This is a genomic window from Marinobacter xiaoshiensis (assembly GCF_031631795.1).
Lineage (GTDB): Bacteria > Pseudomonadota > Gammaproteobacteria > Pseudomonadales > Oleiphilaceae > Marinobacter > Marinobacter xiaoshiensis.
On sequence record NZ_JAVMBO010000014.1, the window covers coordinates 16,218 to 33,452 of the forward strand.

12 protein-coding genes are annotated in these 17,235 nt (G+C 52.8%); 11 read left to right on the forward strand and 1 reads right to left on the reverse strand.

The window, feature by feature from the left end:
* Positions 1 to 30 precede the first annotated feature (30 nt).
* From RKA07_RS09975 to RKA07_RS10015, 9 genes are all read left to right on the forward strand, one after another.
* Positions 31 to 2,025: a VWA domain-containing protein gene (locus RKA07_RS09975; protein ID WP_310966243.1), complete on the forward strand. Its 1,995-nt coding sequence runs from the start codon at positions 31 to 33 to the stop codon at positions 2,023 to 2,025.
* Between the two features lie 18 nt (positions 2,026 to 2,043).
* Positions 2,044 to 2,886, forward strand: a complete 843-nt coding sequence (locus RKA07_RS09980; RefSeq protein WP_200369490.1) for an AAA family ATPase — start codon at positions 2,044 to 2,046, stop codon at positions 2,884 to 2,886.
* A 22-nt stretch (positions 2,887 to 2,908) separates the two neighbouring features.
* Positions 2,909 to 4,087: a vWA domain-containing protein gene (locus RKA07_RS09985; protein WP_310966245.1), complete on the forward strand. Its 1,179-nt coding sequence runs from the start codon at positions 2,909 to 2,911 to the stop codon at positions 4,085 to 4,087.
* A 400-nt stretch (positions 4,088 to 4,487) separates the two neighbouring features.
* Positions 4,488 to 4,985 (forward strand): AraC family transcriptional regulator, encoded by a 498-nt coding sequence (locus tag RKA07_RS09990; RefSeq protein WP_310966246.1) that lies wholly within the window; start codon positions 4,488 to 4,490, stop codon positions 4,983 to 4,985.
* Positions 4,986 to 4,991: 6 nt separating this feature from the next.
* The gene (locus RKA07_RS09995) at positions 4,992 to 6,329 is read left to right on the forward strand and encodes a tetratricopeptide repeat protein (protein WP_200369491.1); all 1,338 of its coding nucleotides are present in this window, start codon (positions 4,992 to 4,994) and stop codon (positions 6,327 to 6,329) included.
* Positions 6,326 to 9,157 carry a tetratricopeptide repeat protein gene (locus RKA07_RS10000; protein WP_310966247.1) on the forward strand — a complete coding sequence of 944 codons (2,832 nt, stop codon included), beginning with the start codon at positions 6,326 to 6,328 and terminating at the stop codon, positions 9,155 to 9,157. The genes RKA07_RS09995 and RKA07_RS10000 overlap by 4 nt, the downstream gene beginning before the upstream one ends.
* Positions 9,147 to 9,635 (forward strand): tetratricopeptide repeat protein, encoded by a 489-nt coding sequence (locus RKA07_RS10005; protein WP_227714603.1) that lies wholly within the window; start codon positions 9,147 to 9,149, stop codon positions 9,633 to 9,635. The genes RKA07_RS10000 and RKA07_RS10005 overlap by 11 nt, the downstream gene beginning before the upstream one ends.
* 3 nt (positions 9,636 to 9,638) lie before the next feature.
* Positions 9,639 to 10,013 (forward strand): hypothetical protein, encoded by a 375-nt coding sequence (locus tag RKA07_RS10010; RefSeq protein ID WP_200369493.1) that lies wholly within the window; start codon positions 9,639 to 9,641, stop codon positions 10,011 to 10,013.
* Between the two features lie 5 nt (positions 10,014 to 10,018).
* A complete protein-coding gene (locus tag RKA07_RS10015) occupies positions 10,019 to 11,023 on the forward strand; it encodes an AgmX/PglI C-terminal domain-containing protein (protein ID WP_310966248.1) in 1,005 nt (334 codons plus the stop codon).
* A 17-nt stretch (positions 11,024 to 11,040) separates the two neighbouring features.
* Here RKA07_RS10015 and RKA07_RS10020 read toward each other — a convergent pair whose 3' ends face one another.
* On the reverse strand, positions 11,041 to 11,532 hold the full coding sequence (locus RKA07_RS10020) for a MaoC/PaaZ C-terminal domain-containing protein (RefSeq protein WP_200200804.1): 492 nt from the start codon (positions 11,530 to 11,532) through the stop codon (positions 11,041 to 11,043).
* Positions 11,533 to 11,718: 186 nt separating this feature from the next.
* Here RKA07_RS10020 and RKA07_RS10025 point away from each other — a divergent pair, with 186 nt between their 5' ends.
* Both RKA07_RS10025 and hrpA read left to right on the forward strand, forming a co-directional pair.
* Positions 11,719 to 13,395, forward strand: coding sequence for an AMP-binding protein (locus RKA07_RS10025; RefSeq protein ID WP_200369494.1), 1,677 nt, complete (start codon positions 11,719 to 11,721; stop codon positions 13,393 to 13,395).
* A gap of 5 nt (positions 13,396 to 13,400) precedes the next feature.
* Positions 13,401 to 17,141 carry an ATP-dependent RNA helicase HrpA gene (gene hrpA, locus RKA07_RS10030; RefSeq protein ID WP_310966249.1) on the forward strand — a complete coding sequence of 1,247 codons (3,741 nt, stop codon included), beginning with the start codon at positions 13,401 to 13,403 and terminating at the stop codon, positions 17,139 to 17,141.
* Positions 17,142 to 17,235 lie beyond the last annotated feature (94 nt).

A 17,235-nucleotide genomic window follows, 5' to 3' on the forward strand; every position in this document is an offset into this window, starting at 1 on the left:
GAAACCCCACTCATTCCTCCGAGAACAACAATGCCAAGATTCCTTTCGCTGATTTTGTTTACTGCTTTGTGGTTGCCTGCAGCTTTGTGGGGACAAGAGGCCACAAAGCTGACTCTGCCAGAAAGCCCGGATGTCCGGATTATTGTCGACATCTCAGGCTCCATGAAAGAGACCGACCCAAATAACCTGCGCCAACCTGCCGTAAGGTTGCTGGCCAGGATTATCCCTGAAGGCAGTACCGCCGGTGTGTGGACCTTTGGTCAGTATGTCAACATGCTCGTTCCCCATGGCGAAGTGGACGATACCTGGCGCCAGCTGGCAATTGATCGTACGCAACAAATAAACTCTGTAGCCTTGCGTACTAATCTTGGTAAGGCTATTGAAGTTGCCAGCGACGATTATGTAACGGGTGGCACCCTCCAAAATACCCACTTCATCTTACTGACAGACGGTAAAGTGGATATTTCAGACACTGCCGAAGTAAATCAGGCTGAAGAGAAACGTATCCTTGGGAAACTGCTGGACAGCCTTGTGGCGAAAGGTGCTACCTTTCATCCGGTTGGCCTGTCGAATCAGGCTGATGCGGCATTCCTGAAAACCCTTGCAGAGAAATCAAACGGCAGTTTCCGCATTGTAGAATCAGCTGAATCCCTTAATCTGGCTTTTCTTGACGCCCTGAATACAGCCGCCCCCCAAGAGCAGATACCGATTGAAGGTAATGCGTTTACCGTCGATGCCGGGGTAAAAGAGTTCACCGCGCTGATCTTTCGTGGTGAAACAGCGTATTCGGAAGAGCGGGGTGAGAACGCGCCAGCTGTTCTGGAGTTGGTCAAGCCTGACGGTGAAACTCTTCTCTACTCTGCACAACCGGATAACGTACGTTGGGCCCGGGAAGCTGCATACGACCTGGTGACCATTACCGAACCGGACGCTGGTGAGTGGCGCGTAACCGGTGAACTGGGTGAGGGCAGTCGCGTTACCGTGGTCAGTGATCTGAGAATGGTGGTCAGCCCCATACCGGCAACCTTTACTGCCGAATCGCCTGTGGATATCCGGGTGGCATTCTTTGAAGAAGCAAAAAAATTAACCAATGCAGAATTTCTCAACGTATTGAGTGTAACGCTCAGCTTGACCTCTGAAGACGGCCGAAGCGGCAGAAAATCACTCTCAGCTGATCGGCCGCCTGCGGATGGTGAATACACGGATACCATCAGTAAGCTGCCGACCGAAGGCTTGTACCGCATAGATGTGGTTGCAGATGGCAAAACCTTCGCACGCAAATTTAGCGCTACAACTGAATTTATAGTGCCCACGGGAATGGTTGAATCCTCCATTGGGGCCCCGATAGATACAAGCATGGTTGAAGAGGTGGAAAATTTACCACCCGCGCCGGTGGCGGAACAGGCTGTCGAACCCGAGCCGGCTGTGGAGCCTGAGGTTGCTGCTGAGCCGTCAGCACAAACAGACCCAGAACCTTTGGCTGAAGCTGAGCCTGAGGATGAGTCAGGTGAACTGCCAGTGCCGTTATCGATGATCGGCGCGGGTGCCGGAGCTCTAGTGGTTCTCGCACTGTTGATTTTCCTGCTGATACGCAAGCGCCGCAGTGGATCGTCTGCTGATATGACAACCGATGAAGAGGCTGAAGGCTTGAATGAATTGCAACAGGAAATGGCCAATATCGAAGCGGAAACTCCGATAATAATGCCTGAGCCTGAGCCTGAGCCTGAGCCTGAGCCTGAGCCTGAGCCTGAGCCTGAGCCTGAGCCTGAGCCTGAGCCTGAACCTGAACCTGAACCAGTGCTTGAGCCGGAGCCTGTGCTTGAGCCAGGGGAAGAGGATATACCGGTTGCGGATACGTTAGTGGAGCCCGAAGAGGCAATTCCCGAGTTGACGGAACCGGCAGACGACGATGATGACGAAGAGTTCGGTCTGGATGATTTTGACCTGTCCGAATTTGACGATTTACCCGATTACGAATTACCTGATGATCTGGACGAAAAGCCAGATGATGAACAGAAAAAGTAACTAACAGGAACTCTACGCATGAAGTTTACCGGTACCGAAAATTACGTAGCCACTGCTGACCTTCAAATGGCCGTAAATGCGGCTATTACGCTGCAACGCCCGCTGCTGATCAAAGGCGAGCCCGGCACCGGCAAAACCCTGCTGGCCGAAGAAATGGCCAGCTCGCTGGGCATGAAGTTGATTCCCTGGCATATCAAATCAACCACCAAGGCTCAGCAGGGCTTGTATGAATATGATGCGGTATCTCGTTTGCGGGATTCCCAGTTGGGTGATGAGAAGGTTAAAGACATCAGCAACTACATCGTCAAGGGTAAGCTTTGGGAGGCTTTCGAAGCTGACGAACAGGTCGTTCTGCTGATTGATGAGATCGATAAGGCAGATATCGAGTTCCCCAACGATCTATTGCTGGAACTCGATCGCATGGAGTTCTACGTATACGAAACCCAGCAGTTCGTAAGAGCAAAGAAGCGTCCTATCATCGTAATCACCAGCAACAACGAAAAAGAACTGCCCGACGCCTTCCTGCGCCGTTGTTTCTTCCATTACATCAGCTTCCCGGATCATGACACCATGAAGAGCATCGTGGATGTACACTTCCCGGGTATTCAGCAGCAGGTAGTGAAAGACGCACTGGAAGTCTTCTTTGATGTGCGCAAGGTACCGGGCCTGAAGAAAAAGCCCTCCACCTCTGAATTGATTGACTGGCTTAAGCTACTGATGGCAGACGAATTGACCGCCAAGATGTTACAGGAAAAGGACAGCAGCTCAGCGCTACCACCTCTGTACGGTGCTCTGGTTAAAAACGAACAAGACGTACACCTGTTGCAAAAGTTAGCATTTATGGCCCGCCGTCGCGGCTGAAATTCGGCAAGAGTGCGGTTTTATGTTGATTGATTTCTTTCTCGAAGTGCGGCGGGCCAAGGTGCCTGCCAGCCTGCGTGAATTCCTCGATCTGCTGGAGGCGTTACAACAGCGCCTGGCATTTGCGGATATGGAAGAGTTCTATTACCTCGCGCGTTTGTGCCTTGTGAAAGACGAGCGCCACTTCGACAAGTTTGATCTGGCCTTCAAATCCTATTTTGAAGGCATCGAGCATCTTGATCAGATGCTGGAAGCGCTGATTCCCGATGATTGGTTGCGTGCCGAGTTCGAGAAAAACCTGACAGAAGAGGAAAAGGCCAAGATTGATTCTCTGGGTGGCCTCGAAGAGCTGATTGAAACCTTCAAAAAACGCATGGAAGAGCAAAAAGAGCGCCATGCGGGCGGTAACAAGTGGATTGGTACCGGTGGTACATCACCCTTTGGTGCCGATGGATACAACCCTGAAGGTTTCCGTATTGGTCAGAAAAAAGGCCGTCACGGCCGTGCAGTCAAAGTTTGGGAAAAACGCGAATTCAAGGATCTGGACGACAGTGTCACCCTTGGTATCCGTAACATCAAGGTAGCGCTCAGACGCCTACGCAAGTTCGCCCGCCAAGGCGCAGCAGATAAGCTTGATCTGGACGATACCATTCGGTCAACGGCCAGAAACGCGGGGTATCTGGATCTGAAAATGGTTCCGGAGCGCCATAATGCGGTAAAGGTGCTGATATTTTTCGATGTGGGTGGTTCCATGGACCCCCACGTTCGGGTGTGTGAGGAGCTGTTCTCCGCTGCGCGCATGGAGTTCAAGCACATGGAGTATTTCTACTTTCACAACTTCGTTTATGAAAGTTTGTGGAAGAGCAATATACGGCGCATGAACGAGACAACCAGCACCTGGGACATCCTTCATAAGTATTCGCCAGACTACAAGGTTATCTTCGTGGGCGATGCCACCATGGCACCCTATGAAATTTCCCATGCTGGCGGTTCGATTGAGCACTGGAACGAAGAGGCTGGTGCGACCTGGTTTCAGCGCATCAGTGAGCATTTCCGCAAGGTGGTGTGGATCAACCCGTTACCCGAAGGCTATTGGGGAACCGGCGGTTCTCTGGGAATGACCAAGCAATTGGTAAATAACCATATGTATCCGCTCACTGTGGAGGGGCTGGAGTCGGCCATGAAGCATTTGAGCAAATAAAAAAGCCGATGCGGTTGAGACATCGGCAAAGCTCGGCATATCAAGCGGGGGCGTTAACAACGTATCCCCGCTTTTTATAATTAGCAAATATAGGGCCAGAAATATAAATCTGAAAATATACAGATAGTTATCAATTGATTGAGCCCTTGCTTCGTTACGTTTCCCTCAATGGCCAAATGCCCTGTGTCAAATAACTCGACGCTTTCCACGCAAGCACTCCGATAGTTAGGCTGGGGCGCCGGGTTTCCGATTTGGTGATCTGCATACCGTTCTTGCCGGTTACCAAGTGTTACTCTTCCTGTCAGCTTGTAACTGAGACGGTGGGAGTAATAGGCTTATGTTCGGCCTGAACAAAACACAAGGATGCCGGCGCGGCCAGGGGAGTGGATTCGTTAAGGCAATGAGTGCAAGCCTCCTCGTGATGTTGCTGATTGGGTTGAACCCGGTTGCAGCTTCACCCCTCGATGATGAAATCGAAACACTCAAAGCCGAAACCTCCGCTACCGCAAAAGATATGGCCACGCTCGAGCAAAAAGTGCGACAGCTGGTTGATACCCGTGTTTCGGTGTTTCTGACGCTAGGCAGCCGGGACGGGCTGGATCTGGATTCGGTGGAGTTGTTTGTTAACGGAAAACCTGCGGTTTCTCATCTTTACACGCCCGCCGAAAGCAGGTCGCTGAAACAGGGCGGAATTCAGCAGTTGTTCATGGGTAATCTGGTCAATGGCGCTCACGAACTGCAGGCGGTGATTACGGCCCGGGCAGCCAATGACCGTTTTGTGCGCAGAGAATCCTCCCACAGTTTCAAGAAGCGGCCGGGTGAGCTACGTTTGGAGATGGCTCTGGAAGCCAATGCGCCCGATTACGAACCCCGTGTTTCATTTATTGAGTGGAAGTAGCCAGTCATGAGGGTGTTCTTGCTGAGCTATGTCGTGCTTCCCACTTTCCTGTTCGGCATACTGCTGGCACCAGCCCACGCTGCCCAGCCGGATCCCTCGGCACTTAAGGCAGGCCTTGATCAGTTTGCTCAGGCCGCTACTAGCTGGAATGCAGGCTCTCAAACCGATACCGCCCCAAAATCAAATCAGCAAAAACTTTACGAAAAAGCCGAAGCTGCCCGGACCCGCGGCGATGCTGAAGGTGCAGGCAAAATCCTTGCGACAATGGATGAGGGTTACTGGTCAGCGGTTGGCTATCTGAACCTTTCGGCGGATTATGCCCGCAACGATCTGAAACCTTCACGGGCGCTTGTCGCGCTGCGTGTGGCCCTGGCGATGGCTGATAAAGACACGGATGTTCACAGAAAATCAGCACTGCGCAGCCGTATCCTTCTGCGCGCCGGGTACCTTGCCTACACAAGCGCGGATTATGAGAAGGCCATTGGTTTCCTTGAAAAAATACCACTCGATAGCCACAAAACGCCCCAGGCGCTTTATTTGCACGGTTTGGCACTGGCGGAGCAAGGCAATCACCGCGCCGCGATGCAGAGCTGGCACCGCGCTAAAAAATATCCATTGGCATACCCGGGGGTTGCTTACGCCTGGATAGGCATGGGGCGCGGTTATGACCTCTCAGGGTATCTTGGGCAGGCCGGCGAAGCCTACCTGGCAGCAAATGCAGCCTACGAGGGCGAGCGGGTTACTTTGCGTGCCTTGGCTACCCAGATTGAAGATCAGGGTGCTTACAAGGCACTGGTACTGGATGCGAGAAGTCAGAATACAGCTGCCGCAGGAGCCGGAAGGGCAGGGTCTGGTAAAACAACCTTGGGTAGCCCGAAGGTGGAATGGTTTCTTGCTGACAGTCGCACGCTAACCCAGCCACGCATGGCCTATTTACTGACCATGATGGAACAGCCGGCTGCACAGTTAGCGGTCGACCGGGTTGCAAAACTGGCACAAATAGCGGCTGATCTCGAACGCAACGCGCAGGATCTTGGTGTATTTATCAGCGCCTTAACTGAGGAGCTTGATAAACCGGGAAGTGTGACAGATAGGCGCTCTGACAACCTGCGAGGATTGCTCGCTGACAGCGATGAACTGCGTAACAAGACGCTTGCACACCTCGAATCCGTTTCGGCTTTACGTATTCAAGCTGAAAACTTGTTGGATCGCCTTGCACTGGATTTTGTTGCCGCGCAAGATCAAAAAATGGTGTATGCCCTGGATAAAACCGAGCAGCAGATTGCCCATCTTTATGAATACCTGGCATTGCAGGAACTGGATTCCGGGGAGCAAACGCGATGAAAGGTTTAAAGGCTTTGCTTCTGCCTTTTTGTTTGTTCTGTGGTGTCGCCAGCGGGCAGGAATCGTTTCGTGTAGAGCTGGGAAAAGACGGCGAAACCATTGCAGATATGCGTCCGGTGTTTCTGAAGTTCGAAACCAGGCCGCTTCCGGCGATTTCACCAGCCGAGGTTGCCAGGCGCTATCAGAAACTGTTCAGCACAACGGATGAGCCGTCTGTACGAGTGGATGCATTAAACCGCCTTACCAATATTCGCGATCGCTCCGGCCAGGACATAGGGTTCAGTCCTGCTGAAGAAGCGGTAGTGTATCAGCAGGCCATCGAAAGTTATGAATCCATTCTTGAGCGGGGAGCGTTTGGCGGTCGCTTGGACGAGCTTCTATATCAGATGGCCAAAGCCCATGCTCTGACCGGTCAAAACGAGGCGTCTGTCAAACGCCTTCAACAGTTGGTGGGTCTCTACCCGGATTCAGCTCTGGTACCTGAGGCTTGGTTCCGGGTTGCAGAGTCGGCGTTTGCTGCAGGTAGCTATATAGAAGCTGAGTCGGGATACCGCAATCTCGTTGACGGCAAAGCTGATGCTGGCGACTTGAGAAATAAAGCTCGCTATATGCTCGGATGGTCGCTCTACAAGCAAGGGCCACATGCCTGGGAACGCGCTGGAAAGCGATTTGTGGCGGTTCTTGACGAGTCCTTGCCAAACACTGAAAGCCTGCATCAAGTGTCTGAATCCAGTGTGGATAGTATTGACGACACGCTTCGCATACTTGCGCTGATGGCCAGCCAGCGCAATGGCGCAGAAACCTTGATGGCTTGGTTACAGCCGACACCTTTGCGCTCATGGACTCCGCTGGCGTTTGATCGCCTTGCGGATCTCTATGCGGTGCAAGGTAACGCAGAGGAAAGTGTAGCCACTAACCGCGCTTTTGCGACTTACTTCCCCTCACACCCCCAGCGTGCCGGCTTCATGGCGCAGGTGGTTGATGTATGGAACCAGGCCAGCCAGCCGGTAAAAGCCAGAGCGGCCATGGCTGACTATGTTGCGCTGTTTGATAATCAAAGCGATTACGCCGCTCTTGAGGAACGCTACCGTACAAAATGGCGGGATTTCAGTCGGGTTCTCGCTGATTTTTACTACACGGAGGGCGGTGCAGGGAGTGGCAGTGTTGCTGCCCGTAACTATGCCTCAGCCGCTACCTACTATGAAGGTTTGGCAAGCCGCAGCCCGGCGGCCGGAGAGTTCTACCGACTTGCTGGCGATGCGTGGCTGCAGGCCGAAGCATATCCTGCCGCCCTTAAAAATTATCGGTTTGCTGCCTACGATGTACCGGGTTACGAACACACGGCAGATGCTGGGTGGGCAGCAGTTGCCCTGATCAGGGCAGGTGTTAGTGGTGAACTGGCGCCTTCGGAATACAGGCCGGACCTGAACGAACTCGCCGTCGAAACGGATCGGTTCACGGCGCAGCATGGTGCTGATCCTCGCGCACCAGAGTTGCTCGCCTATGTGGCCAACCGTTGGCTTGAGGCAGGCAATGATGAACAGGCTTTGAACTATGCTGTGCGAGCCGTTACCCACGAACAGTCCGGGCCCAAAGTGCGCTACGCCGGATGGCTGGTTACGGCACAGGTGCGTCAAAATATGTTGGAGTACGGCCTTGCCGAAAGAGCTTGGCGTGAGGCCTTGGCATTGGCTGCAGGTGAATCCGCAACCGCCGCCATGAAACAGGAAATGCCGGAACTGCAACAGCAACTTGCTACCGTGATCTATCGCCAGGGTGAGCAGGCTGCTGAAGCTGGTAAGCCTGCGATAGCAGTTGCGCACTTTCAGCGCATTGAGACGGTATTGCCTGGTTCTGAAATAGCTATAAAAGGGCGTTTTGATGCGGCGAATACGCTGCTCAGAGCATCAGAATGGCAGCCCGCAATCAACGAGCTAAACCGTTTCAGAGCAGATTACTCAAGCCACGCCCTGGCGTCAGATATCAGCGAGAAATTGGTGTTGGCCTACACGGCTTCAGGCCAACCCGTTCGCGCAGCCGGAGAACTGATGGATATGGCGGATGGGTATATTGATAACGGCCAGTCAATTGCCACGGGTGAAGGTGCTTTGTCCTACCGGCTTCGGGCTGCGGAATTGTTCCATGCGGCAGAAGCAAATGATCAGCGCGATGCCATATACATAGATTACCTTGCATCAAGCCCTGTAGCTGAAGATGCCGAGGAACACATTCGCCTGCAGACTATGCGTCAGCGCTTGATAGAGTCCGGTAGACGTACAACACAGTGGCGCGTTGACCTGGTTTCTGCGGAGCTGCAAAGCCGGTGGCACTCAGAGCAAACCTTGCAGTGGGCAGCACAGGGTGCACTGACTCTTGGTGCTGAAGCCGCTAGAGAGTTTGCTGGAATTGAACTCGATATACCGCTTGAGAAATCACTGGCCGATAAACAGGTGGCCATGGAAAGAGCGCAAACCTATTTCCGCAATGCAGAATCTCTTGGAGGTTCTGAGGTTTTACCTGAGTCCCTGTATCGCAGGGCCGAGCTTCACCGCATTATGGCTAGTGATCTCATGGCGTCAACGCCACCGCCTGAGTTGAATGAACTCGAGCAGATGCAATACGCCATGCTGCTGGAAGAAGAAGCCTACCCATTTGAAGAGCGTGCGATTGCATTGCACTCTGAAAACCACCAAGGGATTGCGACCAATGGTTTCAATGCCTGGGTGGAAAAGAGTCTGAATGTTCTTGCTGAGTTGCACCCTGGCCGTTATCAGCGGTCTATGCGTTGGATGAGTGTGTCAGTTGAGGGAGGCAATGATGGTGCGTGAAACTTTCCGTCGGCTTTGGGTTATGAGCTTTCTGGTTGGCTCAGCGGCTGCGCTATTCGGCTGTGCTTCAACACCTGTGGAACCAGTGAGCAAACCGCCTGTGCTATATCCTCAGCAGGCTCAGGTACATGTTCAGCAAGGCGCCATCGCCTACGAACAAGGAGATATTTCAGCGGCGATAGAGGCCTGGAATCTAGCGGTTGAACTTAATCCGGCCGATGCGGTGATCGTGAATAACCTGGCCCTGCTGCTGAAACAAAAAAACCGTTTCGATGAGGCCGCTGCATTGCTTGAGAATGGGCTTAAGCTCTCACCGGAGGTTGCGGAACTGCATTACAACCTGGCGGTCATTTCCGAACTCTATTTGCTGGATCTCGACAGAGCACTTGTCCATTACCAGCGCTATCAAGGGCTTTCTGCTGATGAAGATAAAAAAGTAACCGGATGGATTGCAGATCTGGAAAGGAGGCTGGATTAAATCATGATCAGTTTTTTCCCCCTGTTACGCCGGGTTGGCCCTATTTGTCTGTCCGGCATATTTGCCTTGATTACACCTGTTCTTTGGGCGGCCTCTGGGTCAGGCAGTGAGGCGCAGCTAAAAGGTGTCAAAAGTAATTCACCAGCACGCTTGAGCATCGAAGGTATTTCCGCAAATGTCGGAGAGGATGAGCCGCGGGTGTTGACCATACTGCCCTGGCGAGCCCCTACCTTGCCGCGCCGACCAAGGGCAGAACTGGAAAGCATCGCACCGGAACTGGTTGAGCCACTGGATGCCCTTGTACTTGAGCGTCATCGGATATTTCGTCAGAACCTGGGTGTTGCTAACTCTGGCGGACAGCCCGGTGCACGGCGATGACAGCTATGAACTCAATGCCAGCCAGCAGTAGTATTGGCCTGACCAATACTTTGGGTAATGTGGCTTTGTCTTCGCTGTCCTGGAGTAAGGAAGAGGGCGAACGCTTGCGTCTTACCGTGATCACGGTGGTGGCGCTTTTGCTTTTCGTTCCATTGGCAGCCGTGATTACGACAACAGATGTACCTGAGCCCGCGCGGGAAAAAGCTGAAAGTGTGCCTCCCCAGCTTGCCAAGCTGCTTGTAAAGCCGGAGCCAATAACGAAGCCTGCGCCCAAACCTGTTGAAGAAATTGCGCCGCCAGAGCCAGTCCCTGAGCCGGTGAAGCCCGAAGCCCAGGTGGTAAAGCCCGTCGTGAAACCTATACCCGCACAACCTTCGCCAATCCCGGTAAGCCAGAGCGTGGAGCAGGCAAGGGAAAAAGCATCCCGATCCGGTTTGTTAAATATGAGAGATCGCCTGGCCTCTATGCGCCAACCAGCAGCTGCAGCTGCCCCTGTAATTCAGGCCAACACAGGACATATGGCAAGCGCTGAAAGCGGCGTTAAGGCTGGGGCAATACCGGATAGCAATGCACTAAAAACCAGCGGTGGTGTAAGCGATGCACAGGCACCACAAGTTGAAGTTGCGGTTGCCGGGCACGAAGTAAGGAAGGTGGAGGCTGCTCGGGAACCAGCGCCGGTTGTGGCAAGCGCCCCAGCTCGCAAGCAGACGCCTGCGGTGGGTGAGCGGGCAATGAGTAACATCCGCCAGGTATTTGACTCAGGCAAAACAGCTCTGTACTCCCTTTATCAAAGAGAGTTGCGACAGGACCCAACCTTGGCCGGTAAAGTTTTGCTTGAGCTGGTAATACAGCCAGATGGCTCAGTGTCTGCCTGCAAGGTTGTAAGCTCAGAGCTTGATAACCCGGCCCTGGAGCAAAAGCTTGCAATGCGGGTGCGCCTTTTTAACTTTGGCGCAGCTAATGTGGAAGCCCGAAAGGTTAGATTTCCGATTGATTTTCTTCCGGGCTGAGGTTGTATAAAGAGTAGTCAGTCGTAGCCATCTATGGTGATTTTTGGCAGTGTTGGCTTATAAAGGTCAACCTTTTCCGTCGGGGCAATCACTTTGGCTTCACCGGTAACTACTTTTTGATCATTCTGGTTTATCACATCGCACTGAAAGACCACCCGGTTTTTGGGCTCTTTTCTTAGTACCGTAAGATTAACAGTAAGCGTGTCGTCCAGTTTTACCGGGCGTTTGAATGAAAGGCTCTGTTCCAGATACACCGTGCCCGGGCCAGGCATAACGGTGGCAAGCGCTGCAGAAATCAAGGATCCACTCCACATACCGTGGGCGATACGCTCTCCGAACATAGAGCTCGCAGCATATTCAGGGTCCAGGTGTACCGGGTTAAAATCTCCCGATACAGCGGCGAACAGCACCAGTTCTTTTTCTGTTAGTGATCGCGTAAACGTTGCTGTATCGCCCTCGTTGAGCTCGTTGTAGGTAATGTTTTCAAGCGTATCAAAGGTGTCGCTCATCATCTGCTCCATGATCAAGGCGTGTTAGTACTGGTCTTTGGGGTTGGCGTTTGAAACTACCTCAACGTTACCAAAACTGCTATTCTCTCCCAACTTTTTTAAGGCTGATACTTATGTCGAGTTGACCAGGCTGGCGCTCGATGTTCGTGAATCACTATAAACAGAAGCGCCAGACAGGAGATGGTGATGGATTTCGAGAAGTTCTATCAAGACAAATACCCTGCCAGTGTTCCCCGTGAGGTGGATCTGAACAAATACAGCAGCATGGTGGATGTATTTGAGCAGGCGGTTAAAAAATACGCTGACCGCCCAGCATTCAGTGCTGTTGGTGCAACTCTGACCTATCGCGATCTGGACACCCAAACACGTAACTTTGCTGCCTGGTTGCAAAATAACACCGATCTTAAGCCTGGCGATCGTATTGCCGTACAAATGCCCAACCTGGCTCAGTATCCGGTTGTTGTGTTTGGTGCCATGCGTGCCGGCTTGATCGTGGTTAACACCAACCCGCTTTACACCACGCGCGAGATGGAACACCAGTTTAACGATTCTGGTGCCAAAGCACTGGTAGTGCTTGCCAACATGGCTGAAAGCGCTGAAAAAGTGCTGCCTCATACCAGTATTGAGCATGTAATCGTTACTGAAATTGCTGATATGCATTCGCCCATCAAGCGTACTCTGATGAACGCGGTTGTGAAGCATGTGAAGAAGATGGTGCCGCCTTTCAACATCCCTCAGGCCCACAAATTGCCGGCTGTACTCAGCGCTGGCGCCCGGGAGACGTTTACTCCGGTTCAGGTTAAATCTGACGATATTGCTGTGCTTCAGTACACCGGTGGCACAACTGGCGTGGCCAAGGGAGCCATGCTCACTCACGCTAATCTGGTGGCGAACCTTCTGCAGGTTCGCCCGATGATGGAAGACACGGTTATAGAAGGGCAGGAGGTCGTTATTGCACCGCTGCCCCTGTACCACATTTATTCGTTCACCCTGAACTGCGGCATTATGCTCGAGGCCGGTGGCCACAACATTCTGATCCCGAATCCCCGTGATATACCAGGCTTCGTGAAAGAGTTGAAGAACCACAAGTTCACCGCGTTCCTCGGGCTGAACACACTATTTGTTGCGCTGTGCAATAACGAGGAATTCCAGAGCCTCGATTTCAGCCATCTTAAACTCACATCTTCTGGCGGTATGGCACTTACCAGTGACACCGCAAAAATGTGGGAGCGTGTAACTGGCTGTCCTATCTCCGAAGGCTACGGTATGACAGAAACCTCGCCCGTCGTTACCTTTAACCCTCGTAGTGCCATTCAGTTGGGAACCATTGGCTTGCCGGTACCATCAACGTCGGTGAAAACCATTGATGATGAAGGCAAAGAAACAAAGCTGGGTGAGCCCGGCGAGCTTTGCGTGAAAGGCCCTCAGGTTATGCGTGGTTATTGGCAGCGCCCGGAGGATACCCGCAAATCTTTCACTGAAGACGGCTATATTCAGACTGGCGACGTTGCTGTGATCCAGGAAGATGGCTATATCCGTATCGTCGATCGCAAGAAAGACATGATTATCGTTTCCGGGTTTAACGTGTACCCGAACGAGATTGAAGATGTAGTAAGCAGCCACCCGAAGGTGGTTGAGTGTGCAGCAGTGGGTGTTCCCGATGCCAAGAGTGGCGAAGCGGTCAAGGTGTACCTGGTTGCTTCAGCTGAGGGTGTCACTGAAAACGAACTTAAAGAATTCTGCCGTGAGCGACTGACAGCCTATAAGGTGCCTCGCTTCTTTGAATTCCGCGATGAGCTTCCGAAAACAAACGTAGGTAAAATCCTGCGCCGTGAGCTGCGCGACGAACCAGGTAATAAGTAATAACGGTGACTTCAAGAGCTGATATTCGGGCGGCCCTGCACAAACCGATCAGTTTTCCGGCAGGGTTGCCGGTTTCTGATCGTGTGGATGACATCCGCGAAGCGATTGAGAACCATCAGGTTGTCATCGTTGCAGGTGAGACCGGATCGGGTAAAACCACTCAAATACCCAAAATCTGCATGAATATGGGCCGCGGCATTCGCGGCCTTATCGGCCATACCCAGCCAAGACGTATCGCCGCCCGCAGTGTCGCAGCTCGAATTGCCGAAGAGCTTGGCGAGCAGGTAGGCAATCAGATTGGCTACCAGGTACGTTTTACCGATAACACCTCAGAGCAGACCCGTGTCAAAGTCATGACCGACGGGATTTTGCTGGCAGAGATTCAGCACGATCGCTTCCTCAAGCGCTACGACACGCTGATTATCGATGAGGCCCACGAACGTAGCCTGAACATCGACTTTCTGTTGGGTTATCTCAAACAGCTTCTGCCCAAACGTCCTGACCTCAAAGTTATTATCACCTCTGCCACCATTGAAGTGGAACGCTTCAGCGAATTCTTCAACAAGGCCCCGGTACTGGAAGTTAGCGGACGTACCTTTCCTGTGGATATCCAGTACCGTCCATTAACAGGTGATGAAGACGATCGGGACCAAGGCTGGAACGATGGCGTGCTGGCGGTAATGGACGAAATCGAACAGCATGAGCGCAGTGCCAAGCTGCCGCCGGGAGATGTGCTTATATTTCTGCCAGGCGAGCGCGAAATTCGTAACATGAGCAAGATGTTGCGACATGCGGAGCTCAGGCACACCGAAGTGCTTCCTCTGTATTCCCGGCTGAGCAATCAGGAACAAAACCGGGTATTCCAGAATCACAGTGGCCGCAGAATAGTGCTTTCCACCAACGTGGCAGAAACCTCACTTACAGTGCCGGGGATCCGCTATGTTATCGACGCCGGTGTGGCACGTCTTAGCCGGTATAGTGTTCGCTCCAAAATTCAGCGCCTCCCCATTGAGCCGGTTTCTCAAGCCAGTGCAAACCAGCGGGCAGGGCGCTGTGGCCGGGTTGCGCCGGGTATCTGTTTTCGGCTGTACGACGAAGCCGATTTTCTCAACAGGCCCGAATACACAGATCCTGAAATTCTTCGCACCAATCTGGCAGCGGTTATTCTGCAAATGGCCACTTCCGGCCTGGGTGAAATCCGCCACTTCCCGTTTATAGAAGCGCCCGATAAACGCCTGATTAATGATGGCTATAAGCTACTTGAAGAGCTTAGTGCGGTAGACGGCAAGCGCCGGGTCACAAAGCTTGGTCGCACTATGTCCAAGCTGCCGCTGGACCCGCGCCTTGCCAGAATGCTCGTAACTGCCGCAGACCACGGTAGTCTCGCAGAAACTCTGGTGATTATTGCCGGGCTAACGGTTCAGGACCCCAGAGAGCGGCCACAGGACAAACAGCAAGCGGCCGATCAGGCCCATGCGCCTTTCAATGATAAAGAGTCCGACTTTGTTACCTTGCTGAATATCTGGAATTTCTACGAAGAGCAGCGCCAGGAATTGAGTCAGAATCAGCTGAAAAAGCTATGCCAGAAGAGTTTTCTGAGCTGGATGCGTATGCGGGAATGGCGAGATATCCACCGACAACTCACCCTGATTTGCCGAGAGCAAAAGCTGGCTCTCAACAAAGAAGCTGCCTCCTATGAAGCCATGCACAAGGCGATTCTGGCGGGACTTCTGGGCCAGGTAGCCACCAAGGTGGAGAAAAAAGAATACCTCGCCACTCGGAATCGCAAAGTGATGATCTTCCCGGGCTCAAAAGTGTCCAAAACCGGGCCCAAGTGGATTGTGGCCACTGAAATTGTGGAAACCAGCCGAGTATTTGCTCGTATGGTGGCGGCGATTCAGCCTGAGTGGATAGAGCCGCTCGCCGGCCACGTGGTGAAGCATCATTATTTCGAACCCCACTGGGAGCAGAAGAGAGCCCAGGTGATGGGGTATGAAAAAGTCACCCTTTATGGCCTTGATGTGGTGCCCAAGCGCAGCATCGCCTTCAGCAAAATAGACCCGGTTGAATGCCGCAACCTGTTTATTCGCCACGCCTTGGTGGTAGGCGATTACCGTTCGAAAGCGCCGTTCATTGCGCGCAACCGGGAGATGCTCACCAGTGTCGAAAACCTCGAGAGCAAAACCCGTCGGCGGGATCTGCTGGTAGACGATGAAGTGCTGGTCAGCTTTTATGACGAGCGCTTACCGGCAGAGATTGTTAGCGGTCGCCATTTTGAAAACTGGTGGAAAGGCCTGACGGCGGAAGAACTGCGTAACCTTGAACTGACCGAAGAAGACGTGTTGCAGCGCCCGGTAGATGCTCAGGCTGCCGAACTCTACCCGGATTTTCTGGAGTGGGAAGGGGTTCGTTACCCACTCAGTTATGAGTTTGAGCCTACCAGTGAGCGGGACGGCGTTACCCTCCACGTTCCGCTTATGGCACTCCGTCAGATTCCCTCCCGACGTCTGGAATGGCTGGTGCCCGGGCTTTTAAGGGAGAAATGCATAGCGCTGGTAAAAGGGCTTCCAAAAGCCCTGCGGCGCAATTTCGTGCCAGTGCCAGATTTTGTTGATGCCGCCGTTGCCAACTTACAGCCTTCCAATGAGCCTTTGGCTCTGCAATTGGGAGAGCAATTGCGCCGAATGACAGGTGTGCGTATTGATCCCGAAATCTGGCCTCGGGATGAACTTCCAAGGCACTTGCGAATGAATCTGAGGGTGCTCGGGGATGGTGGCAAGGTGATAGCTGAAAGCCGCGAAGCTACCACACTCCAGGATCAGCTTGAAGGGCGGGCCGAGGCGGCACTGGCATCAGCAACCAGCGAAGCTACTGATAAAAAGCCTGCCCTCGAATACACCGAGTGGGAATTTGGCGAGTTGCCCGCCAAAGTTCAAACTGAAAAGGGCGGTATGCAGATAACGGTGTATCCGGCGCTTGAGGATTTGGGCAAATCGGTGAAGGAAATTCGTTGTCTTGATCGGCTCACTGCAGAGGATACAACCCGTAAGGGTATTGCACGTCTTATTCTCAATCGGTTTGGCAATACGCTGGACGATCTGGAGCGCAAGCTCCCGCGGTTTAAACAATCGGCTTTGATGTTTGCGCCCATTGGCAAGGCAAAGTTGCTTCTCGACGACCTGCTTTTATCGACGGTAATGGCGCATTTTTTAAACGATCAGATGCCCGATTCCCGGGCGGCATTTGATGCGCTGTTTGACCGGCACAGGGGGGATTTTATACCGGCCCTTGAGCAAGCCGACGAGCGTCTGTTTCAGGCTATGACGGGCTACCAAAAAATAGCAAAGAAGCTGAAAGGCAAAATCAATCTCGCCTTGGCCAACAGCATGTCGGACTTGAAGTTTCAGCTGCAGAATCTTGTTTATCCGGGTTTTCTGGTTGCTACACCACCTGAGTGGTTAGCAGAGTTTGGCCGCTATTTTGAAGCTGCCCTGGCAAGGCTTGAAAAAATGCCGAGAGAAATGGGCCGTGAAAGAGAGTTCCTGCATGTTATGGAACCGCTTTGGGGCCGTTATGCGAGCAAGCGGGATGAACAGCAAAGGCAAGGAGTACGGGACCCGGAATTGGTTATTTACCGCTGGATGCTGGAGGAGTTTCGCGTATCGTTTTTTGCTCAGCAATTGGGCACTGTTATGACGGTATCCGCCAAGCGCCTTGATAAACAATGGCAGCTAACTCGCGTGTGACAAACGAATCCCCGCGTTTGCGAGTCCAGGCGGGGCGGGCAAATTCTGCGGACTGTGTTAGTATTTCTGATAGAGCAATTTACCTGTCTTCTTA